Genomic DNA, 22,160 nt, shown 5'->3' with positions numbered 1-22,160 from the left:
CGCCGGGGCGAGTCCTGGCCGGACTCGCGGCCGGACACCCGCGAACACCCTTAATTGTGACGATTTTATTACATGGCGCCATGCTAGATATCCCTGTGCAGGCTTATGATGCCCCTGCCCGGCCGCGCCATTGCGTCAGCCGCATGCCGGCCTGGCGCGTTCAGATAACGGCTGGCCGCTGCGCGCCGGCCTCGCATCCGTGCCCGGGCATCAGCCAAGGAAAGCCAACGTGAAACCAACCAACCGAGCCGTCGTCCTGTTTTTGTGGGCCGCACTGTACTTCTGCTCCGGCTACATCTCGCACAAGCTGAACGGCCCGTTCTCCGCCACTGGCTATATCTGGCTGCCGGCCGGCGTGACCGTGGCCGCGTTCATGCTGACGCCAATGCCGCGCTGGCTGCCGGTAGGGCTGGCGTTCTTTGCCGCGCAGATGCTGCTGGGCTGGGTGGAGGGGCGCGACACGCTGCGCCTGATGCTGTTCTCGCTCGACGAGATCGGCTTTGCGGCAGTGGGCGTGGCGCTGGTCAGGCGCACGCACTTCTCGCTCGAAGGGCTGGCCTTCGTGCGCGGCTTGCTGATCGCCGGGGTGATCAGCAGCGCCGCCAGCGCCGCGGTGGGCGCGGGCTGGTTCACGATCATGCAGGACGTGCCGTTCTGGCGCACCGCGCGCGTCTGGGCCGCGGCCGACCTGGTGGGCGTGCTGATCATCACGCCGGTGCTGGCGGGCTGGTCGCGCTTTCGCGCCATGCGCTCGGGCGGCATGAGCGGCGGCGATTTCCTGTTCGGCCTGGGCGCGTTCGCCGCGCTGGTGCTGACCACCTTCTTTATCTTCGACAACAAGAGCCTGGGCCCGCTGCCTGCCGGCGTGGTGTTTGCGCTGACCTATATCCCGCTGTTCTTCGCCGCGGTGGTGACGCTGCTGTGGGGAGGCCGGGGCGGCTCCGTGGCGGTGGCGATCCTGGCGCTGTTCGTGCTGGTCAATACCGGCCAGGGCGACGGCCCGTTCGCCGAAAGCGCGGCCCACCATGGCCGCTCGCTGATGGAGGCTCAGCTATACCTGGCCGTGGCCGCCTTGCTGACGCTGCTGATCAGCACGCTGCGCACCAGCCGCGAGCAACTGCACCTGCAGTCGGCGCAGCGCCAGAACGATGTCAAGCTGGCGCTCGCGGCCAGCGGCCAGCTGGTCTATTGCCTGAACCCGCGCAGCGGCACGCTGCGCTGGAGCGGCGACGTGGAACGCTCGCTGGGGGTGCGTGAAGATACCTTTGGCAATCTCGACAATGTGCTGGCCCACGTGCATGCCGACGACCGCGCCCGGGTGCGCGACCGCTGGCTGCGCGAGAGCGACGGCGACGGGGGTGGCGATGGGGGTAGCGAAACCCGCACCGACCTGCTCTTTCGCCTGATGCTGCCCGCGGGCGACTGCACCATGGTGCTGGATATGAGCGGCCCGCTGCTCGACGGTGACGAGACCGTAGCGGTCATTGCCGGCGCATGGCGCCTGCAAGGCGCGGCTGTGATCGAGGAGCGCGACGCAGCATGACGGCTCTCAAGGGCAGCGGCACGGGTGCCCTGCTCATCCATGGCCTGGGCGGCACGCAGTTCGACCTCGGCCCGATGCACAAGGCCCTGCGGCGCGCCGGGGTGGAAACCCACGCGGTGACGCTGCCGGGACACGCAGGCACGCCCGAGGACCTGGTGCCCGTGCGGGCCGAGCAATGGCTCGACACCGTGACGCAGGCATACGATGAGCTGGCCGGGCAGTACGAAACCTTTCACATCATGGGCATGTGCCTGGGCGGGCTTCTGGCCCTGGCGCTGGCCGAGCGCCGCCATCACACCAAGGGCCGGCTGATCGCGCTGGCGGCCCCGGTCTACATCGACGGCTGGTCCACGCCCTGGTACCGCGCGCTGCGGCACCTGGTCTATCACATCCCCACGCTGCCCGCGCGCATGCGGGTGGAGGAAGACGAGCCGTTCGGCATCAAGAACGACCTCGTGCGCGCCATCGTCAAAGCCAAGTTCGAACGCGGCGACAACTTCCACTACCGCTGGGTGCCGCTGGCCTGCATCCGCCAGGTGGACCGGCTGCGCGGCTGGGTGCTCAACGGCGCCCACCGCATCGCCTGCCCCACGCTGGTGGTGAACGCGCGCGAGGACGAGCTGACCAGCCTGCGTTCGGCCGACTTCCTGGAAGCTACGGTCCCCGACGTGCGCAAGGTGGTGGTGGAAAACAGCTATCACATGATCTGCGTGGACAACGACCGCGAGCAGGTGGTCAGCAACGTGCTCGAGTTCCTTGGCTTCGACCCCGCGCAGGCGCGCCGCCCGGCGCGGGCCAGGGTGGAAGTGCCGATGACCGAGGAAGCGGTCGCCACCGTGGTGAACGAATACCTGCAGGCCCTCACCAGCGGACAGTTCGAAGCGTTGTTCCCGTTGCTGGAGCCCGGCGTGCGCTGGCGCCACCAGGGCGAGCATCCGCTGGCGGGAAGCTATGACGACCGCGACGCCGTCATCGACATGTTTGCCAAGCTGGAGGCAATCTCCGGCAAGACGGTACGCATCGCCGTCACCGCACCGCCGCGCATCGAGGGCGCCACCGCGCAGATCGACGTTGCGGCCTCCTCTGTCATGAACGGCGAAGCCCGGCACAGCCAAGGCACGCAAACCCTGCGCATGCGCAACGGGCGCATCTCCGCGGTGACCTTCCGGCCGGCGGACAGCGCCGATAACGCCGTGAGCGCCAACGAGCCCCTGCCGGCGCCCGCGGGCTAGAACACGCGGCCTAGCTGCAGGTACAGGTTCCACACCCCGTTCGGCGCCGCGGCAAAGCCGAAGTACAGCGGGCCAATGGCGCTGTTGCCGCCAATGAACAGGCTGGCGCTGGTCTTGAACGGCCCGTTGCCAAAGTTCTTGCGCCGCAGCCAGACGTCGCCAGCCTCCAGGCTGGTGCCCACCACGGTGGTGCGCAGCCCGGGCAGGATGAACTCGCGCAGGTCGTTCAGGTAGGTCACGCGCCCGTACAGCAGGTAGTTGCCTGAGAACTGGTCCTGCGCGTAGGCCGAAAGATGCTGGAAGCCGCCCAGCGTGAAGCCCAGCCCGCCACTGACGCTGTTGTCGCTGCGGTGATCGCCATAGGTGGCCGCGGCCTCCGCCGCCAGGTTCAGCGTGTGGCGGCCGTAGCTGGCGGCCCAGAGCGCCTTGGCATGGGCATCGTTGAAGCGGTTGTCGGTGCCGCCGAAGGCCAGCTCGTTGGTCGCCAGCAGATAGTAGCCGGTGCGCGGGAACAGCGGATCGTCGAGCTGGTCGATGGTGAGCTGGGCGCGCATGGTGGGCTGGCGCACACGGGCCTGGGAGAATAGCCGGCCAGTGCCGATAGGCAGGTTATAGACGGCCGAGTAGTTGACCTGCTGGTAGTTCACGCCCGCCCGGAACTCGCCCAGCCGGCCCAGCGGCACACCCAGGTCCAGGCCGGCGACGGCCGTGTCGATCCGGAAGGCGGTGATCGGGTCGGTATTGCGGTTGGGCGCGGTGTCGCCATAGAGATCGACGCGCTTGCGCCCGTATTCCACATAGGGCGCGACATAGAAGCCCAGCCGGTCGAATACCGGCTGGCGCAGCTCGGTGCGCCACTTGGCCTGGGTGCTGCCCAGCACGATGTCATTGCGCCATTCCAGCCCGCCAGGCGTGATCCAGGGATAACGATGCCCCAGCTGCAGGTTGAACCCGCCCTGGCCATTGAAGGTATTGGATACGCCGAAGCCGAACAGCAGGAACTGCGGGCCCCAGGATTTTTGCTGCGCCTCGACCTTCAGCACATTGCGCCCGTCTTCCGTGACCAGTTCCTGCGTCACGCTCTCGAAGTCGCCCGAGGTGGAGAGCTGCGCCATCTCGCGGTTGAGCGTGACCGCGTCGTAGGTGTCCCCCTCGTTCACGCCCAGGTACTTGCGCACGAAGCTGGCCGGGATCCGGCCTTCCGAGCGGATCTGGATACCGTCTATGCGCACCGGGCCGGCCACCGCCTGGCTGCCCTTGCGCGCCGCCAGGTAGCTTTGCCAGGCGTCCGCCGGCAGCGTCAGCGATGCCAGCCGGGGCTCGGCCGCCAGCACCGCGTTCCAGCCCCCCTGGATGCCGTCGTTGGCGCGCGAGAAGTCGGTGAAGGACAAGTCGCCCAGCTGGGGCTCGATCAGCACGTCGCCTGGCTTGAGCAGCGCCTTTTGCACGGCGACGTTCTGGTTGGTCAGGATGGTGACCATCTGCTGCGTCACCGCCGCCGGCGAGTCCAGGCTGGCGGGATCATCCAGCGGCGAGGCGATATTGACCGCGATGATCACGTCGGCGCCCATGTCGCGCGCGAGCTGCACCGGCAGGTTGCTGACCAGACCGCCATCGACCAGCACGCGCCCGTTCACCTTGATCGGCGCGAACAAGCCCGGCACGGCCACGCTGGCGCGGATGGCGCGCGGCAGCGAGCCGTGGTCCAGCACGACCGGGGCCCCGGTGCCCAGGTCGGTGGCGATGGTGCGAAACGGCGTTGGCAGCTTGTCGAAGGCGCCGTCGGCCGGCAGGTGCGGGGTCAGGTTCTGCAGCAGCGCCAGCAGGCGGTTGCCCTGTACCAGGCCGGTGGGCAGCTTGATCTTGCCGTCGCCGTAGCCGGCCGAGATGCCGATCGGGTATTGGAGGTCATCCTCGCGCTGCGCCTGCGGCAGTTCGGCGCGCTCGTTGCGGTCGAAGGCGATATCGCTCAGGTTGGTATGCGACAGCTTTGCCTCCAGTTCGCCCGCCGACAAGCCGCTGGCGTACAAGCCGCCCACCACCGCGCCCATGCTGGTGGCCGCGATGCAGTCGATCGGCACGTGCATTTTCTCCAGCGCCCGGATCACGCCGATATGCGCGTAGCCGCGCGCACCGCCCCCGGACAGCACCAGGCACACGCGCGCTCGCTTGCCCGGCTCGTGCGCGGGGGCGGATTCAGCGGCAGCTTCAGCGGCAACTTCGGTGGCAACGTCGGCGGTGGATTGCCTGGCCGGCTGCGCAGGGTGATCCACGGCCCCGGCGGGCTGCGGCGCCAAGGCTAGCGCCGCCAATGCAAGCAGCATCGGCAGCAGCTGACAACCGGACACCAGCGTGCACAAGCGGCGCGCGATGCGTGAAAGAGAGCAGGACATGGACAAACCTGGACAATCCGCGGCAAGACGGGACAAGACGGTGAAATCGCCGCGCAGAGTTGGCGGGGAAGGTCGTCACGATAGGGCAATTGCCCGTCCTTGAACAGCGGCGCATGCACTAGCGGAGTGCCGGTTACCTAACCTGCGGGGCTATCGCCGCCCCGTCCGCCAAGCTGCCGCGCGGGTTGACCGTGCAAACCCTCGGCCCAGAGCAGTTTGATCCACAATTTACCGGGGTAGGTAAACGTATGCCGAATACAACAAAGGGAATGTGGCGGAGTGAAACGCCACGGCCGCCCGCGCCTTCCTGCGGGGACGGCAGCCGTCCTAGCTCTCGTTCTGCCAACCCAGCCCCAGTGCCTTTTGCAACGACACGAAGTCCTTGATCAAGTTGGCATCGCCGGCGATCCGATCCTGCTGCGCACGTACCCGGGTGCGTTCGACATCCAGCCAGTCAAGCATGCTGGCCGTACCGGCGCGGTAGCGCTGCTGGGTCAGCACGGCGGCGCGCTCGGCGGACGCCTCCACCCGGCGCAGCAGGACCACGTTCTCGCGCTGGTGCCCATAGCGGGACAAGGCCACGTCGGCATCGCGCAGCGCCTTCAGGACCACGCTCTCGTACGTTGCCTCGGCGTTGTCGCGTCCTGCCTGCGCACCGTCCACGCTGGCGGCAACCCGGCCGAAATCCAGCGCGTTCCACTGCAGCCGCGGCAAGGCGAGCCAGGTGGCGTTGTCCTTGCGGACCAGGTGACCGGGGTCCATCGCGCTGTAGCCCAGGGAGCCGAACAGCGACAGCTTGGGGAACCAGTCAGCCTTGCGAGCGCCGATCTGCGCGTTCTGCGAGGCCAGCGTACGCTCCGCCGCGCGGATGTCCGGCCGCGCCTTGAGCAGTGCGGCTGGGTTGCCGACGGACACCGTAGCCGGCAATGTGGGCAGTGGCCGTTGCGGGCCGAGTTCGCCATCCAGCGCGCCGGGGGCGCGCCCCGTGAGCACGGCGAGTTCATCGAACGACTCCGTGATCTGCGCCTCGATGGGCGCGATCTGCGAGCGGGTGCCCTCCACCTGGGTCAGGAGCCGCTCCACTTCCAGCGCCGATGCCACACCGCGTTCGCGCCGTTGCTGCGTCAGCTCCAGCATGTCGGCTTCGAGCTGTTCCGAGGCGCGCAGATGCGTCAGGCGCGCCTGCTGCTCGCGCAGGCCGACGTAGGCTTGGGCGACCTCGGCCGCCAGTTGCACGTGGGCGTCCGCGAGCTGTTCGGCGGATACGTCCGCCTGCGCCGCGGCCGCCTCGATGGCTCGCCGCGTCCCGCCAAAGAGATCGATCTCCCAGCTAGCATCGAAGTTGGCAAGATAGAGCGCCAATGGTCCGCGCCCGCCCGACGACACGCCACCGGAAAGCGGCGACAAATTCGGCGAGCGCGTGCGCAGCGTGGCGGCGGTTGCCCCCACCTTGGGGAGCGCATCGGCTTGCTGCCCGCGCAGGCCGGCACGCGCCTGCCGCACGCTGGCCTGCGCTGCACGAATGTCCGGGCTATGCGCCAATGCGGTTTCTATCAATGCATCCAGTTGGGGATCGCCCAGCGCGCGCCACCAGGTTGCGACGCGCGGCGCGCCCGGCCCAGTACTTTGCGGGGCATGGGGAAATGCCGTGGCGCGCATGGCGTCGGCCGCGACTTCAGGCGCGCCGTGATAGTCAGGCCCGACCGCGCAGCCAGTCATGGCAAACGCCAGCGCGGCACCGAGGGAGGCCGCGCGGCGCCGGCCAGGGCCCGGCAGCGTATTCGATTTGATGTCGTGCATGATCGATCAATGACCGGAGGACACCGGCGTGCCGGCACCCGGTTGCTTGAGAAGGAAGGCCAGCGGCACGCATAGCAGCAGCGCGATGCCCAGCACAAAGAAGGTCTCGGAGAAGGTGATGACGGCCGCCTGCCTGGCGATCTCCCCGGCCATTTGTGCCATGGCCTGGACCTTCGCGTGCGCCATATCGCCATGCTGCGCGAAGAAGCCCGCCGCGCTGGACGAGATGTGCTCCTGCCCGATCGCGCCGTTGGCGCTGACCGATTCGCGGATCACGGCGTCGTGATACGTATTGCGGCGGTCGATCAGCGTGCCAAGCAGCGCGAGCCCGACCGAGCCGCCCAGGTTGCGGGCCATGTTGTACAGGCCAGCCGCGTCGCCCGCCTCATGGGTGGCGACAGCCGCCATCGATGCCTGGTTGAGCGGCATCATCGCCAGGATCTGCCCGAAGCCACGCAGGATCTGCGAGCCGATGAAGTCGTGCCCGACGCTTTGCGTCGTGAGCGAGATATCCAGCATGCAGCTGCCGAAGAAACACAACAGCCCGGTGATCACGAGCCAACGGCTATCGAACTTGCCAAGAATGCGGGGCAGGATCGGCATCATCAGGAATGCCGGAAGACCGGAGAGCAGCATGATCGAGCCCGCCTGCTCCGCGTTGTATCCGGCGATGGTGGCAAGGAACTGCGGCAACAGGTAGGACACGCCGTAGAGCCCGGCGCCCACGGTTGACACAATCAGGATGACGCTGGCGTAGTTTTTGTTGAGCAGCAGCCGCAGCCGCACGATCGGCGTCTTCGCCGTGAACTGGCCAACGACCATCATCAGGATGCCGGCCGCGGAGAGCAGCGATAGCCATGTGATCGTCGGCGACTCGAACCAGCGCTCGCGCTGCCCCTCCTCCAGCACCACCGTGAGCGAGCTCAGGCCGATGGCCAGCCCCGCGATGCCGAGCCAGTCCGCCTTGACGAACGCCTGCAGGCTCGCGCGCTCCGGCTTCAGGCCAACATGGAGCAGCGTCACCAGCGCCACCGAGATCGGCAGGTTGAGGAAAAAACACCAGCGCCAGTCGGCGTTCTCGGTCAGCCAGCCGCCAACCACCGGGCCGAGCAATGGGCCGAGCAGGACGATCAGGCCGAACGCCGACATGCCGATCGGCATCTGGTGCCTGGGCAAGCGCGTGCGGATGATGGTCTGCGCGGTCGGGATCATTGCGCCGCCGGCGAAGCCTTGGCCGATACGGCCGATGACCATCCCGGCCAGGCTGTGGGATAGCCCGCACATCATCGAGAACGCGGTGAAGAGGATCGCGTTCCACATCAGGAAGCGCCGCAGCCCGAACACGCGCGTAAGCCACGCGGCGAGCGGAATGATCACGATCTCCGACATCAGGTAGCCCGTGGAGATCCACGTGCCCTCCGTGCCCGCGGCGCCGATCTGCCCCTGGATCTGCGGCAACGCCGAGTTGGTGATCGAGATATCGAGCGTGGCGAGCAGCGCCCCGAGCGCGCCGGCCGCCACCGCGATCCAGTCGGCGGTAGAGGCGTTGGGCACTGCGGGCGCGGATGCCGGGTTGCCCCCGGACACGCCGGCACCGGACCGCAGCGCCTTAGCCACGCGCGCCCCCGGCCGGAGCGTGCGCTTGCGTGGGCGCCGCGTGGCGCGTATCGACCTCCACCGTCACCGACAGCCCCGGCACCAGCGCCCTGCGCGCCTCGCCCGACACGTCCAGGTGAATGCGCACCGGCACGCGCTGCACGATCTTGGTGAAATTGCCCGTGGCGTTCTGGGCGGGCAGCAGGGCGAACTGGGAGCCCGTGCCGGGCGACAGGCTTTCGACGGTGCCGTGCAGATCGGTATCCGGCAGCGCGTCGACATGGATCGTCACGGGCTGGCCCTGCATCATGTGGCCGACCTGTGTTTCCTTGAAGTTGGCGCTCAGGTAGAGATCCTGCAGCGGCACGATCGTCAGCAGGCGCGTGCCCGGCTGCGCGAACTGCCCGACGCGCACGGCGCGATCCGCGACGCGCCCGGCCAGGGTGCTGCGCACCAACGTATCCTGCAGGTCGAGCTGGGCGCGGCGCGCGCTCGCCTCGGCCACCGCCAGTTGCGCGCGTGCCTGCTGCAGCTTTGCCTGCAGCGTGAGCGTCTGGCTCTGGGCCGCGCGCAAGGCGGCCTCGTTCGCTTGCTGCGTCGTGGCGGCACGTGTCTGCGCGTTGCGCAATTCCGCGGTCCGCTCTTCCGTCTCGGCGCCCGACTTGACCAGCGGCGCATAACGATCCACCTGCGATGCCGCGTAGCGCACATTGGCCCGCGCTCCGTCGAGTTCGGCCCGGGCCTGCGCGATATTGGCCTGCTGCTGCGCAAGGTCCGCCTCGCTGCGCGCCACGTCGGCCTGGCGCGAAGCAACCGTCGCCGTGGCCTCGTCCAGCGCTGCCTGGTACTGACGGCTGTCGAGCCTTGCCAACGCCTGGCCAACAACGACCGCCTGGTTATCGCGCACCAGGACTTCAGCCACATAGCCGCTCACCTTCGGCGCCACCGTCACGCTGTCGGCCTGCAGATAGGCGTCGTCGGTGGTTTCCATAAAGCGGCCCACCGTCCACCAGCGCCCGCCCCAGGCCGCCGCCCCCGCCAGCACGCTGGCACCCAGGAAAAGCAGCACCGTGCGGCGGCGCTGGCGCGCCGCAGGCTTCGCTTGGGTTGACGTGGCTTCACCTCGCAACAAGGGGTCGGCAGGCGAATCAGCGGGCGCAGCGGTAGGCATGGGGGCTCCAAATTATTCCAAGCGGCACAATTATTCCATTTGGACAAATTGTGTCAAGTGATATATTTCTACGCTGGCACGATCTCAAGGATGGCGACGAATCCCATGGCACGACACCGACCGGCCGCCGAAGGCGGCTACCAGCGAGGCGAGGAAACGCGCCTGCGCATCGTCGAGGCGGCGCTGCGACTCTTCGGGGAACGGGGATTCGAGGGGGCGTCGACGCGCGACATTGCGAAAGAGGCCGGCGTCAATGCACCTGCGCTGCAGTACTACTTCGACAACAAGGAAGGGGTCTACATTGCCTGCGTGGAGCACTTCGTCGCACGCGTCTGGGAGTACCTGGCCGCGCCCGTGAGCGCGGCGCAAGCGACATTGGCCAACCCCGACGCCGATGACTCGGACTTGATCGAGGCCTACATGGGACTCCAGGGCTGCTTCGTCTCGTTCCTGAGCGACTCACCCGAGGCGCGCGACTGGCAACTCTTCATGGCGCGCGAACGCGCGGGCCTTGGTCCGCCGTCGGCCTTCGCGGTGATCGACGAACGCCTCAACCGCCGCTTGTTCCCCGTGACCGCGTCGATCATCGGCCGGCTGAGCGGACGCAAGCCGACCGATGATGTGACCAAGATCCGGACCATCGCAATAGACAGCCAGGTTGCCGTGTTCCGCATGTTTCGCCGGAACGTGCTCAGCGCCCTCGAATGGGAAACGATTGGCCCGAAAGAGATGGCCCAGCTTGCAGACGTGATTTTCGAGCAGACGAGGGTGCTGCTGCTGGCCTTTGTCGCGGCGCGCGACGCGCAGCAAGGCGCCGCCCGCGACTAATGCCGGCAGGCAGCGAGCGGGCCGTTGCGCGAAAGCCGGGAACGAACGCCGCGCGCTACCCTGTTTATTCCAGCTTGATCCCCGCCGACTTGATCAATGGCCCCCACTTGGCCACCTCGGCATCGACGAAGCGCGCGAACGATGCGCTGTCGCCCGCCTCCGGCTGCAGCCCGAGGCCGATCAGCTTGCCGCGCGTCTGCGCATCGGCCAGCACCGCGTTGGCGTCCCGGTTGAGTTGCTGCACGATGGCCGGCGGCGTGCCCGCCGGCGCCATCAGCCCGAACCAGCCGTAACCCACCACGCCGGGATACCCTTGCTCGCCGAACGTGGGCGCGTCCGGATACACCGGCGTGCGCTGCTCGGCGGACACCGCGATCACGCGCAGCTTGCCGGCCTTGATAAATGGCAGCGCGGTGGTGATGGCGGTCAGCGTGGCGTCGACCCGCCCCGCAAGCAATTCGGTGTAGGCCGTGGAGTCGCCGCGGTAATGCACGTTGAGGCCCTTGAATTTCGCCTGCGCGGCGAAGAGCTCGGCAGTCAGGTGCGGCCCCGAGCCGATGCCCGGCGAGGCGAATGTCACGCCGTCCTTCTTCTCGCGCGCCATGCGCACGAAATCCGCCACCGTGCGCACCGGCGAATCAGCGTTGACGATCAGGAATATCGGCCCGAGCACGCGTGGCCCTACCGCCACGAAGTCCTTGTGGATGTCGTAATGCTGGGATAGCCCTGCCGCCGCGTTGATGGCAAACGGCGCCGCCGCCCATAACAGCGTGTAGCCGTCCGGCGTGGCGCGCGCGATCTGCTCGTTGGCCACGCGCGTGCCAGCGCCAGGCTTGTTCTCCACCACGAACTGCTGCTTGTACTTGCGGCTGAGCCCCTCGCTGAGCAGGCGCGCCGAGATGTCGTTGGAGCCGCCCGGGCCGTAGGGCGACACCAGGCGCACCGGGTGCGACGGAAATCCCTCAGCATGCACCGGCGCCAGCGCACCGCAGCCCGCGGCCAACAGCACGGCGTTGCCGGCCAGGCGCAGCACTTGCCTGCGCTTGTGCGAATTCAGTGTCATGACAGCTCCTTGGCCGAAGCGGCGGCACCCGCCAGCGGGCGGATCGGCGGATAGACAAAGGTCTTGTCGAGATGCGCGGGCCGGGGCACGTAGAGCCGCAGCGTCACGTAGAACGGGCCTGCGGGCGCGGGCAGCCAGTTGCCTTCGTCCGCCGGGTCGGCCGGCGGCGTGGCCGACAGGCGCAACCGCAGGCTGCCGTCCGGCGCGTAGCGCAGGCTCGGCGAGCGGTCGCCCAGCGAGTAGCGCCCCAGCACGTTATCGACCAGCATGCAGTCGGCCTTGCCATACATGGTGAGCGACCAGAACGCGCCCACCTGCGGCAGCGCATCGGCCGGGAAGACCAGTTCGTAGCCGGCGCGGCCATCGAGCGGCGCGCCTTCGCTGTCGCGGTCGGCCATCACGTACATCGCCTCTTGCACGCCAAGCGCGCCGATATAGTTGCGCGCCACCAGCGCGCGCTCGGCGAAACGCGTGCCGAACGATTCGCGGATTTCCACCGGCAGGGTCCAGCCGCCGCCGAGGTCGGACGGCAGCGGCGTCGCCAGTTCGGCAAGCACTGCCTGGATGGCGTCGCCCAGACGGGCAAGCACATCATCGCCAAGCGCGGCCGCATCGCAATCCGCGCCAATGCCAAAAGGCGCAAAGCCTGCCACCAGCCCAGCCTCAGCCTGCGGCGGCGGGTTCTCGCGCAACGCCTGGTTGACCACCTCGGCATAGCGGCGCGGATCGCCCAGATGCTCGCCAGGCTGCATGCGCACATCGAAGGCCCGCGCAGCGCTCGCCCCGGCCAGCGTGCTCAGGCGGAACTGGTCCTGCAGCGCATGCACGGCCGGCAGGTCGGCTTCGCCATCCACCAGCACGCGGCCGAGCAACCACACCGCATCCGTGGGGCAGGCGATGGCGGTGGCGCCAGCCGGCACGTCGCCCTGCCAGCGCGGGCCATGCAGCAGGAAGCGGCCGCGCCCGTTGCCCGTGGTGCGGGTGCCGATATAGCCAAAGGGGTTGGTATAGAAATCGAGCAGGCCGAGCACGTAGTAGCGGCCCAAGCTGTCGGGCACGTCCAGCAGCAGCGGCCCTTGCGACAGGTCCATCCAGGCGTTGCTGTAGAGCGTGTCGTTATTGGGCGTGACCACCTGGCGATGCTGCGGGCCAAGCAGCTGGCGCGTGTGAATGAAATGATTGATCCAGCGCACCGGGGCATCGGGCTGCTGCGCGGCAAACACACCGGCGCTGTTGCGGCGCGGACAGGTGGCGGCGCGCATGCGCGCCATTTCGTAAAGGGGCAGCGTGTAACGGATGGCGTCGAGGGCGGGCGCGGCGGATACGGCGGATACGGTCTGGTGCATGTTGGTTTCCATAGCTGGGTTGGCTCAATCGACGCGGCGCACGGCCGGGATGGTGTACTGGCCTTGCAGGAAAGACTGCGCGGGATGGTAGAGCCGCAGGATCAGGTAGAACGAACCAGCGGGCGCGGGCAGCCAGTTCTCCTGCGGCTGCGCTCGCGCGTGCGAGATCGGAATCACCAGGCTGCCATCGGCCTCCATGCGCAAGCCCGGCGTGCGGTCGCCCACGGCGTAGCGGCCGATCTCGTTGGCGCTGAAGTAACGATCCTCGCCGTACAGCGACACCGACCAGAACGCTTGCGCGGGCGGCAGCATGCCGGGCGCGAAGCGCAGCTCGTAACGGCGACGGCCATCGAGCGGCGCGCCGTCGGCATCGAAATCGGCCATGGCGTAGATCGCCTCGTCCGCGCGCAGGGCGCCCAGGCCCTTCATCGCGGTGCAGGCGCGCTGCAGCCAGTCGTCGCCGTACATGCCCAGCTTCAGGCTGTAGCCCCAGCTCTTGCGGCCCTGGCTGCGGGTATGGGCCTCGATCACCGCCATGCCTTGTGCGTAGGCGCTTTCCAGCCCGGCCACGATGGCCGGGCGCAGCGCCGCGAAATCGGTCTCATCTTCCAGCCGGATGCCTGCCTTGCGCAACAGCGTCAGGATGCCCAGTTCCTCAACCGCCGGCGGGAACTCGCGCAATGCGTTGAAGAGATTGTGGAAGAAGTCCAGCGCGGGCCGGCCGCTATCGTGCCACTGGTCCACGCAGCGCGGACGCGCCGCGCCCGGCGTGCGGGTCAGCGCAAAGCCCTGCTCGAAGGCACGCGCCACCGCCAGGTCATCCGGCCCCTGCACCAGCACGCGGCCGAGCAGCCAGACCAGCGAGCTCGGGCATGACACCGCATGCGCACCGCTGGCCTTCTGGCCCGGGCCGAGCAGCTCGATCTCCCCGCCTTCGGCAGCGACATTGCGTGGCCCCAGGTTCTCGAAGTTGTTGGTGTGCACGTCGAGCAGTTCGATCACGTAGTAGCGGCCCGCGTCGGGCAGCGGCGGAATGCGCAGCGTCACCGGGCCATCGGCCAGGTTGACCCAGCCGCAGAAATACAGCAGGTCGTTGGCCGGGGTGACGATGTCGCGGTCCTCATGCGTCCACTGGCGCTCGCTCGCCGACAACGCATTCATCGGCGCGCGGCCATAGCCGGTGGCGGCGGCGACCGAGGTCTGCAGGCGGCAGGTGCGCAGCGTCTCGATGAGCGCATAGCCGTAGATCACCAGCGGCAGCGCCGCGCCGGCGACCAGCGCCTGCTGGGGGCTGGCGTGCGTGGCGGGGGCGGCGGGAGGGTTCATGTTCATGGTCATGCGTGTTGGCTCCTGGCGGGATTATTCGAGGGCGGCGCCGCTCGACTTGACGAGGGCGGCCCAGGCGCGGACGTCGTCCTGCATCTGGGCGGCAAAAACGGCGCGCGGCTGCGGGGTGAAGCGCATGCCCAGCGTGGCGGCCTGCGCCTGCATGGCGGGCTCGGCCATGATGGCGTCGACAGCGCGCTCAAGGCGATCGAGGATGGGGGCCGGCGTGCGCGCCGGCGCGAACAGCGCGTACCAACTGTCGATGCGCAACGGCACACCGGACTCGGCGAAGGTCGGCACATCAGGCAGCGCCACCGAGCGCTCCGAGCCGGTCACCGCCAACGCCCGGACCTTGCCACTGCGGATCAACGGCAAGGTGCCGGCCAGGTCGGACATGGCCACCGGCAGCGTGCCGCCCATCACATCGGTCAGCATCGGGCTCACGCCTTTGTAGGGAATGTGGCGCAGATGGATGCCGCTGCTGACATTGAGGCTTTCGCCCGCCAGGTGGCCGCCCGAGCCGGGGCCCCAGGAACCATAGGCGAGGTCTGCGCCTGGACGCTTGGCGGCTGCGATCAGCGCAGGCAAGTCCTTGCCCATGAACGCCGGGCCTGCCACCAGCACGTTGCCGCCGTAGGCCAGCCGGCCCACCGGCACGAAATCGCGCACGGGATCGTAGGGCAGACGGGGAAAGATCGCCGGCGCGATGGCATGCGTGGCGGAGATGCCGAGCAACAGCGTGTAGCCGTCCGGCGCGGCGCGCGCCACCTGGGCCGAGCCGATGGTGCCGGTGGCGCCCGCCACGTTTTCCACCAGCACGGTGCCGCCCAGCGCGGTCGACAGCTTGGCGGCCACCAGCCGCCCGATGATGTCGGTGCCGCCGCCAGGTGGAAAGGGCACCACCAGGCGGATCGGCTTGTCAGGGTATTTCGTGGCTTGCGGGGGTGCGGCGTGCGCCGGTGTGGCGGCCAGCGCCGCCAGCAAGACGACGGCGAGAGCGCCTGCCGCCGGCGCGCGCGCGGTCCTTGCAGCTTGCAAATGCATGATGGGTTGTCTCCGGTTCTGGTGGTTCCCCTTCCGCGCGTCCGGTCTGTGCCGGCGTCGGGTTGCGCGGTGGGGTCAAGCTTCGTTGCTACGCCATCTCGGTCATGCCCCCGGTCCGCCCGCCGGCAGCAAGGTGATCACGGCGTCTGCCGCCACCGCGCCATCGGCGCCGATGATGAACGGGTTGATCTCCAGTGTGTCGAGCCGGGGACCCAGCGCCGCGGCCACCTTCGACACGCGCACCAGCAAGTCGGCTGCCTGCGCCAGCGGCAGCACCGGGTTGCCGCGATGGCCGGCGAACAGCACCGCCGCGCGGCTCTGCTCGAGCATGGCGCGGGCGCGCTCGGGCGACAGCGGCGCCAGGCCAAAGGCCATCTGCCGGAAGATCTCCACTGCGGTGCCACCGATGCCGGCCAGCACCACCAGCCCGAACACCGGATCGCGCCGCACGCCCACCATCAGCTCGCCCCAGCCGCGCACCATGCGGGCCACCAGCACGCCCTCGAAGGGCAGGCTGGCGTCGGCCCGGGCCAGCGCCACCTGCATCGCGGCAAAGGCCTTGCGCACCGCGGCGTCGTCCGTCAGGTTGAGCGCCACGCCGCCGACGTCGCTCTTGTGCAGCACCTGTGCCGAGCACAGCTTTACCGCCACCGGGTAGCCGATGCGCCGCGCCAGCGCCACGGCTTCATCGGCATCGCGTGCGAGGCCGTGCGCGGCCACCGGCACGCCGGCGTCCGCCAGCAGGCGCATGGCGTCGGACTCGGACAGCGCGCTGGCATCGTCCGGCACATCGCGCAGGAGCGCGGCGACCGGCGCCGTGGCCTCGGCAACTGGCGTGCTCGCGGCGGCTTCCAATGCTGCCGCGCGGGCCAGCGCGGCCACGGCCTCGATGGCGTGGGCCGGTTCGCGGAACACCAGGCAGCCATGCGCCTCCAGCCACGCCCGCTTGTCGTCGTCGACCACGCCGGAAAGCAGCAGCGGCGCGGCGCGCTTGTCCTCGTGCAGCGCGCTGATGGTGCGCTGCAGTGCTTCCCACAAGCGCGGTGCATTGGCGCCTCCGGCGAGGAAGGCCACCACGCTGCCGTACTCACCGCAAGTGGCCACGCCGGCCATCGCGTCGAGCAGCACGGCGGGCTGGGCCACCACTTGCCCCGTCACATCGATCGGGTTGGCGGTGCTGGCAAAGGGGATGCTCGTGCGCAGCACCTTGGCGGCCGCCGCGGGCATGGGCGGCATGGGCATGCCAAGCTCTTCGGCGCGGTCGGCCATCATGATGCCGACGCCGCCGGACACGGTGACGATGGCCACCGGCGCCACCGCGTCGGCCATCAACCCGCTCGGGCTGTCCCAGCGCGCCGGGCGGCGCCCGCGCGACAGCGTGTAGCCGAGGCGGAAGAAGTCCTCGAGCGTATGGGCACGATGCACGCCGTACTCGTCGAACACCGCCTGATACACCGCATCCTCGCCTGCCAGGCTGGCTGTGTGCGACTGCGCCGAACGCGCCCCTGCCTCGGTGGTGCCCACCTTGGTGATCACCACCGGCTTGCCGGCGGCGCGCGCCGCGGCCAGCGCCCGGCGCAGGCGCGCGCCATCGCGGCAGCCTTCCATATACGCCAGGATCACGCGGGTATCCGCGTCCTGCGCCATCCACTCGATCACGTCTGCCACCTGCAGGCCGGCTTCGTTGCCAGTGGTCACCCAATGGCTCAGGCCCAGCCCGGCCTCGCGCGCCAGCGCAAAGGCGTAGGCGCCAAACGCGCCGCTCTGGCTGACCAGCCCCACGTCGCCCGCAGGCGGCACGCCAGTCAGCGGGATCGGCGAGAACGTGGCAAACATGCGCGCGCGCAGATTCATCACGCCCAGGCAATTGGGGCCGAGCAGGGCCACGCCGTGGCGGCGCGCGCTCTCGGCCAGCGCCACTTGCATGGCCAGGCCCTCATCGCCCACTTCGGCAAAGCCCGAGGTGAAGAAGATCACGGCGCGCGTGCCGTTTTTCGCCAGTTGCGCCATCACGGATTCCGTCGCCACCGCCGGCACCGCCACGATGGCCAGGTCCACGGCCTGGCCAATGGCGGCCAGCGTCGCGTAAGCGGGCAAGCCCTGGATCTCGCTGGCGGTGGGATGCACGGGAAAAATACGCCCGGCGTAGCCAAGCTCGCGCAGCAGGCGAATCGGCATGCCGCCTACCTTCTCGGGCTGCGTGGACGCGCCGATGACCGCGACCGAACGCGGTTTCAGCAGGAAATCTAGATTGGGCATGGCGTTGTCTCCGGATGGCCTTGATTGGCTTGTTCTGGTTGCGCCTGTGCCGGCGCTGTGTATGTGTGTGTGGCTTCGTGTGCCTTGCTCTGCCGGCCGGGCTATTGCCGCAGGCCCGTCATGGATTCGATGGTGCGGGTCATCTCCATCAGCAGCGGCGCGATCTTCTTTTCCAGCATGCCGCGCCGCGTTTGCGAGCCGGCGATCGCACAGTTGAACAGCAGCGGGCGGTTCAGGTAGACGATGCGCGAGTACACGCCCACGCCATGCACGCCGCTGCCGGCGTCGCCTTCATTGATGGCAAAGCCGCGCTTGGGGTAATGCGCCACGTTGTGGCAAATGGTGTCGTAGCAGGCGGCGTACTCCTCGGCGCGTTCGTGGCGCGCGGCCTGCATCAGTTGCTCGAACTCGCTCTTGGAAAGCGTGCACAGGAAGGCACGGCCCATCGCGGTGCTCAGCACCGAGCGCACCGCGCCCACGCCGGGGCGCGCCGCCGTGCCCTCGTGATGCGTGCAGCTCTGCAGGTAGGTCACGTCCAGCCGGTGTGCCACGCCCATCGACACGGCGCCTTCGATCCGATCCGCCAGTGCCTGCATCAGCGGGCGTGCCACATGGCGCACCTGCAGCCCGGCCAGGTAGGGATAACCCAGGGCCAGCACCTGGGCGCCGACGAAATACTTGTCGAGCTTGGGGTCCCAATCCAGGTAGCCCAGCTCGAACAGCGTGCGGCAGATGCGCGACACCGTGGCGCGTGGCATCTGCAGGCGCTCGGAGAGCTCGCCGTTGCCAAGCGGACGCGGCTCGTCGATGAAGCAGCGCAGCAAGGCAAAGCCCTTGGCCAGCAAGCCACCAAAGGACGGATCCTCTTTCCTGCGCTCGGCTATGAATTGTTCGACCGGCGTGTTCATCTTGTCTCCTTGCACCGCAGTGTGGGCGGCGTCATTTTCTGTGTCAAAGAACGGTATGTATTTCCACATATTGGAAATGTAGACCGTTTCTTGACGAAACGCCGTGGTAACCATATGGTTCACAAAACCGAATCAGAATTCGCATACGGAATTACCATGCCCCTCTCGTCCTCTGCCGCGTCCCCCGCCAAGCCGTCCAAGGGGACTTCCGCATTCCCTACCGTAGCGACCCCGTCGATCCTGCAGCCGCCGCGCCAGCGCCGTGCGCGCGAGACCGAGCAGGCCCTGCTGGACGCCGGCCGCGAGCTGCTCGCGCAGCGGGATTTCTCCGCGGTGTCGGTTGCGCAGATCGCCTCGGCCTGCGAAGTGTCGGTCGGGGCTTTCTACGGCCGCTTCCGCGACAAGCAGGCGTTCTTCGAATCCCTGCGCGCGCTGGTGATGCAGGAAACCGGCGATTCCGTGGCGCGCTACCTGCGCGTGGAACGCTGGGAGGACGTGCCCACCGATGTGATGCTGGAAAAGATCATGCGCTACGTGGTGCTCGGCTGCCACGCCAACCGCGGCGTGATCAAGGCATCGCTCAAGCACGCCTCTGTCCGCCCGGAAGAGTGGCTGCCGCACCGCGAAAGCGGGCAAGACGTGGTGGAACGCATGGTGGCGCTGCTGGTGCCGCGCATGCCGGTGCCAGCGGAGCAAGCGGAGATGCGCGTGCGCTTTGCCATGCAAGCCGTGTTCAGCATCGTGGTCAATGCCATCCTCAACGACGCCGGTCCGCTGCCGCTCGACGACGAACGGCTGCCCGGCGAGATGACCCAGCTGGTAGCCGGCTACCTGGCGCTGCCGGCCTGACGCCGTAACGTCACAACATCACAACATCACAACGCGCGGTCCCGCGCGTGGTTTCCCGCCGTCATCAAGCCTTGCCCAGTATCGGCGCGCGCATTTTGCTCGGAGCGCGCGCCGGATCCTATAAAAACCCGAGGAGACTAAACATGACAATACGCAGCCCGTTCTGCGGGAAGGCGGCCGTCCTGCTGGCCTACGCCTGCGCGGCACTGCTGCCGCTGGCAGCCCAGGCGCAAGCCAGTTATCCCGCCAAGCCCCTGCACCTGATCGTGCCCTACCCGGCCGGCGGCCTCACCGACACGCTCTCGCGCACGCTGGCCGAAGGCCTGGGAAAGCGGCTGGGACAAACCGTGGTGGTGGAGAATAAAGGCGGCGCCGGCGGCATCATCGGCACCGACTATGTGGCCAAGTCGGCGCCCGATGGCTACACGCTGCTGCTGACCATCCCCGGTCCCATCACCGCCAATCTCGCCCTTTACAAGAAGCTGCCCTACGACCCGCGCACCGATCTGCGCCAGGTGTCCGACATCGCCATGGCGCGCACGGTGCTAGCCGTCAACGGCAAGCTGCCGGTGAAGACCGTGGCGGAACTGATCGCTTATGCCAAGAAGGAACCCGGCAAGCTGCGCATGGGCTCCTGGGGCCCGGGCACGCAGCCGCACACCATCCAGGCCTACCTCGACAAAACCTACGGCGTCGATATCCTGCACGTGCCGTATCGCGGCGAAGGCCCGATGGTGAGCGACCTGCTCGCCGGCCAGGTCAACATGACGGTTGGCTCGGTGACCTCGCTCAAGCAGCACTTCGCCAGCGGCAAGCTACGCCCGCTGGCCGTCACCGGCACCCGGCGCGCCAAGGCCTTGCCCGACGTGCCAACCTTTGCCGAAGCCGGCTATCCCGACGAGCCGTACAAGCTGACCGGCCCCATCACGCTGCTGGTCCCGGCACGCACGCCCGGCGACATCGTCGAGCGCCTGGGCCGCGAGGTGAGCGCACTGGTGAAGACACCAGAGATCAGCCAGCGCATCGAGGACATGGGCGCCGAGCCGATCGGCAACCTGCCGGCAGAAGCCCTGACCGCCTACAAGGCCTACCTGCCAGGCGTGCTCAAGCTGACCGCGGACACCGGCGTCACGCTGGACTAAGGCCTGACCCAGGCTGGACTGACCCAGTAGCCGCGCAGCGGGATAATGCAGCGCGGCAATGACCGCTATGAATCCGGCGCGGCTTAGCTTGGCCGCCGCGCCCGGCACTCATACAATGGCTGCACCCCGCGCGGCGCCCCCGCGTTCGCGTGCCGATTCCCGTTTTACCGCTTCCCGGGTGCCTACCGGCGCCGACATCACGCATGGCAACGCTCTTCCTGGTACGGCACGGTCAAGCCTCGTTCGGCGCCGCCAACTACGACTGCCTCTCCGACACCGGCCGGCAACAGGCCCGCTGGCTGGGCGAATATTTCCGCGAGCGCGGCGTCGCGTTCAAGCGCGTGGTTGCCGGTTCGCTGGTGCGCCAGCAAGACACCGCGCTGGAGATCCTGGCCGGCATGCGGGCTGGCGATGTGCCGGTCCAGACGGATATCGAAACCCACCTCGGCCTTAACGAATACGATGGCGAAGCGCTGTATCGCAGCCATACCGGTGGGGCGGATCATCGCGCGCACCAGAACGCTGACTACAACGACTACTGGCGCACATTCCGCGCGGCCTATCAGGCCTGGACGCTGGATCAGCTGGTGGGCATGCCGGAATCATGGGCGGAGTTTGGCGGGCGGATCCGCGATAGTTTGCTGCATGCCACGGAAGGGGCCTCGCGAGAGGATGCGGTGTTGGTTGTCAGCTCTGGCGGGGCTATCGGGCGGGCTACCGCGGATTTGCTGGGTGCGCCGGCGCAGACTGCGATCGAGTTGAATTTGCAGTTTCGGAATACGGCGTTTTGCGAGATTATTTCTGGGCGCGGGACGCAGAGGTTGCTGAGTTTTAATAGTTTGCCGCATTTGGATCGGGGTGATCGGCGGGATGCTATTACGTTTGCTTGAGGGGTGCGGGGCTGGGTTGGTTGGCGTTTTTTGGTCGGATTTGTTGCGGCGATGGCTTTTGGGCGCAAGGGCAGCACATTGGGCTCTTGTTGCCTTGGTTGAGCATTCTTTGATCGGCGATGGTTTTTGGACCCAAGGGCCATACGACATCCCCCTGCGGGGGCTGCCGGTCACTTTTCTTTGACCGGCAAAGAAAACTAACGAAAAGAAAGCCGCCCTGCCGGGAGCAGAGCAATAAGGCTTATGTGGGGCGGTGGTTGCGTCGTACGGCCCGGAGTGTTGGCTGGCGTGTCCAACCGGCTCGAAGGGCATCTCAACTGCATGACCCATGGGTTACGTGGTGCGGCCCCTGACCTCGCTTGCGGTGACCGTTCCCACATCTGCCGTTCGCGGGGCGAAGTGCTGCGCCGTTTCGGGTGTGGCTGGTTTCGTGGTTTTGTCTCGGAGGACGAGCACCGTGAGGTGCGAGCACGGCCCTCGCGAACCGGGCCACGGTGCCCACCACGAATCCGGAGGGGGCGATAGCAAGGTGCCGCTCGCGCCGGTACGGCAGGGCATCAAATGGCCGGGCGGGCCTGTCAGTTTTTTTGTGTGCAGGGCAGGTATAGACTCACCGTCGACTTGAGCGGTGAGTGCAGCATTATCTCAACGATGCGGATGGGTGAAGCGCTCCTCGTACAGGATCGCGAACTGGTTCATAGCAGCCTTCCAATTGAAGCGCTCCTCGTACAGGATCGCGAACTGGTTCATAGCAGCCTTCCAATCGTGTG

The 22,160-nt window shown here is 67.9% G+C and carries 16 protein-coding genes; 6 read left to right on the top strand and 10 right to left on the bottom strand.

What is annotated here, in order from left to right:
* The first annotated feature begins 229 nt into the window (after window positions 1-229).
* Window positions 230-1,543, top strand: a complete 1,314-nt coding sequence (locus AB4061_RS36030) for an MASE1 domain-containing protein (RefSeq protein ID WP_441640908.1) — start codon at window positions 230-232, stop codon at window positions 1,541-1,543.
* Window positions 1,540-2,775 carry an alpha/beta fold hydrolase gene (locus AB4061_RS36025; RefSeq protein ID WP_441640907.1) on the top strand — a complete coding sequence of 412 codons (1,236 nt, stop codon included), beginning with the start codon at window positions 1,540-1,542 and terminating at the stop codon, window positions 2,773-2,775. The genes AB4061_RS36030 and AB4061_RS36025 overlap by 4 nt, the downstream gene beginning before the upstream one ends.
* Here the strand turns inward: AB4061_RS36025 and AB4061_RS36020 are convergent.
* From AB4061_RS36020 to AB4061_RS36005, 4 genes are all read right to left on the bottom strand, one after another.
* A complete protein-coding gene (locus tag AB4061_RS36020) occupies window positions 2,772-5,099 on the bottom strand; it encodes a patatin-like phospholipase family protein (RefSeq protein ID WP_441640924.1) in 2,328 nt (775 codons plus the stop codon). The genes AB4061_RS36025 and AB4061_RS36020 overlap by 4 nt on opposite strands.
* A gap of 396 nt (window positions 5,100-5,495) precedes the next feature.
* A complete protein-coding gene (locus AB4061_RS36015; protein ID WP_441640906.1) occupies window positions 5,496-6,968 on the bottom strand; it encodes an efflux transporter outer membrane subunit in 1,473 nt (490 codons plus the stop codon).
* 6 nt (window positions 6,969-6,974) lie between these two features.
* Window positions 6,975-8,573, bottom strand: coding sequence for an MDR family MFS transporter (locus AB4061_RS36010; RefSeq protein WP_441640923.1), 1,599 nt, complete (start codon window positions 8,571-8,573; stop codon window positions 6,975-6,977).
* 4 nt (window positions 8,574-8,577) lie between these two features.
* Window positions 8,578-9,735, bottom strand: a complete 1,158-nt coding sequence (locus AB4061_RS36005) for an HlyD family secretion protein (RefSeq protein WP_441640905.1) — start codon at window positions 9,733-9,735, stop codon at window positions 8,578-8,580.
* A 105-nt stretch (window positions 9,736-9,840) separates the two neighbouring features.
* Here AB4061_RS36005 and AB4061_RS36000 point away from each other — a divergent pair, with 105 nt between their 5' ends.
* The gene (locus tag AB4061_RS36000) at window positions 9,841-10,563 is read left to right on the top strand and encodes a CerR family C-terminal domain-containing protein (protein ID WP_441640922.1); all 723 of its coding nucleotides are present in this window, start codon (window positions 9,841-9,843) and stop codon (window positions 10,561-10,563) included.
* Between the two features lie 64 nt (window positions 10,564-10,627).
* On the opposite strand, the gene AB4061_RS35995 is transcribed toward AB4061_RS36000, so the two are convergent.
* From AB4061_RS35995 to AB4061_RS35970, 6 genes are all read right to left on the bottom strand, one after another.
* Window positions 10,628-11,626 (bottom strand): Bug family tripartite tricarboxylate transporter substrate binding protein, encoded by a 999-nt coding sequence (locus AB4061_RS35995; protein WP_441640904.1) that lies wholly within the window; start codon window positions 11,624-11,626, stop codon window positions 10,628-10,630.
* Window positions 11,623-12,972, bottom strand: a complete 1,350-nt coding sequence (locus tag AB4061_RS35990; protein WP_441640903.1) for a DUF1254 domain-containing protein — start codon at window positions 12,970-12,972, stop codon at window positions 11,623-11,625. Before AB4061_RS35990 ends, AB4061_RS35995 begins: the two co-directional genes overlap by 4 nt.
* Window positions 12,973-12,996: 24 nt before the next feature.
* Window positions 12,997-14,298 carry a DUF1254 domain-containing protein gene (locus tag AB4061_RS35985; protein WP_441640921.1) on the bottom strand — a complete coding sequence of 434 codons (1,302 nt, stop codon included), beginning with the start codon at window positions 14,296-14,298 and terminating at the stop codon, window positions 12,997-12,999.
* A 33-nt stretch (window positions 14,299-14,331) separates the two neighbouring features.
* Complete coding sequence (locus AB4061_RS35980) at window positions 14,332-15,342, bottom strand: Bug family tripartite tricarboxylate transporter substrate binding protein (protein WP_441640902.1); 1,011 nt, start codon at window positions 15,340-15,342, stop codon at window positions 14,332-14,334.
* Between the two features lie 102 nt (window positions 15,343-15,444).
* Window positions 15,445-17,601 (bottom strand): acetate--CoA ligase family protein, encoded by a 2,157-nt coding sequence (locus tag AB4061_RS35975; RefSeq protein WP_441640901.1) that lies wholly within the window; start codon window positions 17,599-17,601, stop codon window positions 15,445-15,447.
* A 101-nt stretch (window positions 17,602-17,702) separates the two neighbouring features.
* Complete coding sequence (locus AB4061_RS35970; protein WP_441640900.1) at window positions 17,703-18,509, bottom strand: IclR family transcriptional regulator; 807 nt, start codon at window positions 18,507-18,509, stop codon at window positions 17,703-17,705.
* A 156-nt stretch (window positions 18,510-18,665) separates the two neighbouring features.
* Between AB4061_RS35970 and AB4061_RS35965 the strand changes: the two genes are divergently transcribed.
* The 3 genes from AB4061_RS35965 (at window position 18,666) to AB4061_RS35955 (ending at window position 21,390) form a co-directional block, all read left to right on the top strand.
* Complete coding sequence (locus AB4061_RS35965) at window positions 18,666-19,358, top strand: TetR/AcrR family transcriptional regulator (protein WP_441640899.1); 693 nt, start codon at window positions 18,666-18,668, stop codon at window positions 19,356-19,358.
* Between the two features lie 143 nt (window positions 19,359-19,501).
* A complete protein-coding gene (locus AB4061_RS35960; RefSeq protein ID WP_441640898.1) occupies window positions 19,502-20,500 on the top strand; it encodes a Bug family tripartite tricarboxylate transporter substrate binding protein in 999 nt (332 codons plus the stop codon).
* A gap of 203 nt (window positions 20,501-20,703) precedes the next feature.
* A complete protein-coding gene (locus tag AB4061_RS35955) occupies window positions 20,704-21,390 on the top strand; it encodes a histidine phosphatase family protein (RefSeq protein ID WP_441640897.1) in 687 nt (228 codons plus the stop codon).
* Window positions 21,391-22,160: the final 770 nt, after the last annotated feature.

It is taken from the genome of Cupriavidus sp. YAF13, assembly GCF_052113425.1.
Taxonomy (GTDB): Bacteria; Pseudomonadota; Gammaproteobacteria; order Burkholderiales; family Burkholderiaceae; genus Cupriavidus.
The sequence above is the reverse complement of the archived record's forward strand: the minus strand, read 5'-3'. Positions and strand labels throughout refer to the sequence as shown.

Excerpts from the sequence above, each read along its gene's own strand:
- AB4061_RS36025 (WP_441640907.1), top strand. The coding sequence starts at position 1,540 with ATGACGGCTCTCAAGGGCAGCGGCACGGGTGCCCTGCTCATCCATGGC.
- AB4061_RS36020 (WP_441640924.1), bottom strand. The coding sequence starts at position 5,099 with ATGCTGCTTGCATTGGCGGCGCTAGCCTTGGCGCCGCAGCCCGCCGGG.
- AB4061_RS36015 (WP_441640906.1), bottom strand. The coding sequence starts at position 6,968 with ATGCACGACATCAAATCGAATACGCTGCCGGGCCCTGGCCGGCGCCGC.
- AB4061_RS36005 (WP_441640905.1), bottom strand. The coding sequence starts at position 9,735 with ATGCCTACCGCTGCGCCCGCTGATTCGCCTGCCGACCCCTTGTTGCGA.
- AB4061_RS36000 (WP_441640922.1), top strand. The coding sequence starts at position 9,841 with ATGGCACGACACCGACCGGCCGCCGAAGGCGGCTACCAGCGAGGCGAG.
- AB4061_RS35995 (WP_441640904.1), bottom strand. The coding sequence starts at position 11,626 with ATGACACTGAATTCGCACAAGCGCAGGCAAGTGCTGCGCCTGGCCGGC.
- AB4061_RS35990 (WP_441640903.1), bottom strand. The coding sequence starts at position 12,972 with ATGCACCAGACCGTATCCGCCGTATCCGCCGCGCCCGCCCTCGACGCC.
- AB4061_RS35985 (WP_441640921.1), bottom strand. The coding sequence starts at position 14,298 with ATGAACCCTCCCGCCGCCCCCGCCACGCACGCCAGCCCCCAGCAGGCG.
- AB4061_RS35980 (WP_441640902.1), bottom strand. The coding sequence starts at position 15,342 with ATGCATTTGCAAGCTGCAAGGACCGCGCGCGCGCCGGCGGCAGGCGCT.
- AB4061_RS35975 (WP_441640901.1), bottom strand. The coding sequence starts at position 17,601 with ATGCCCAATCTAGATTTCCTGCTGAAACCGCGTTCGGTCGCGGTCATC.
- AB4061_RS35970 (WP_441640900.1), bottom strand. The coding sequence starts at position 18,509 with ATGAACACGCCGGTCGAACAATTCATAGCCGAGCGCAGGAAAGAGGAT.
- AB4061_RS35965 (WP_441640899.1), top strand. The coding sequence starts at position 18,666 with ATGCCCCTCTCGTCCTCTGCCGCGTCCCCCGCCAAGCCGTCCAAGGGG.
- AB4061_RS35960 (WP_441640898.1), top strand. The coding sequence starts at position 19,502 with ATGACAATACGCAGCCCGTTCTGCGGGAAGGCGGCCGTCCTGCTGGCC.
- AB4061_RS35955 (WP_441640897.1), top strand. The coding sequence starts at position 20,704 with ATGGCAACGCTCTTCCTGGTACGGCACGGTCAAGCCTCGTTCGGCGCC.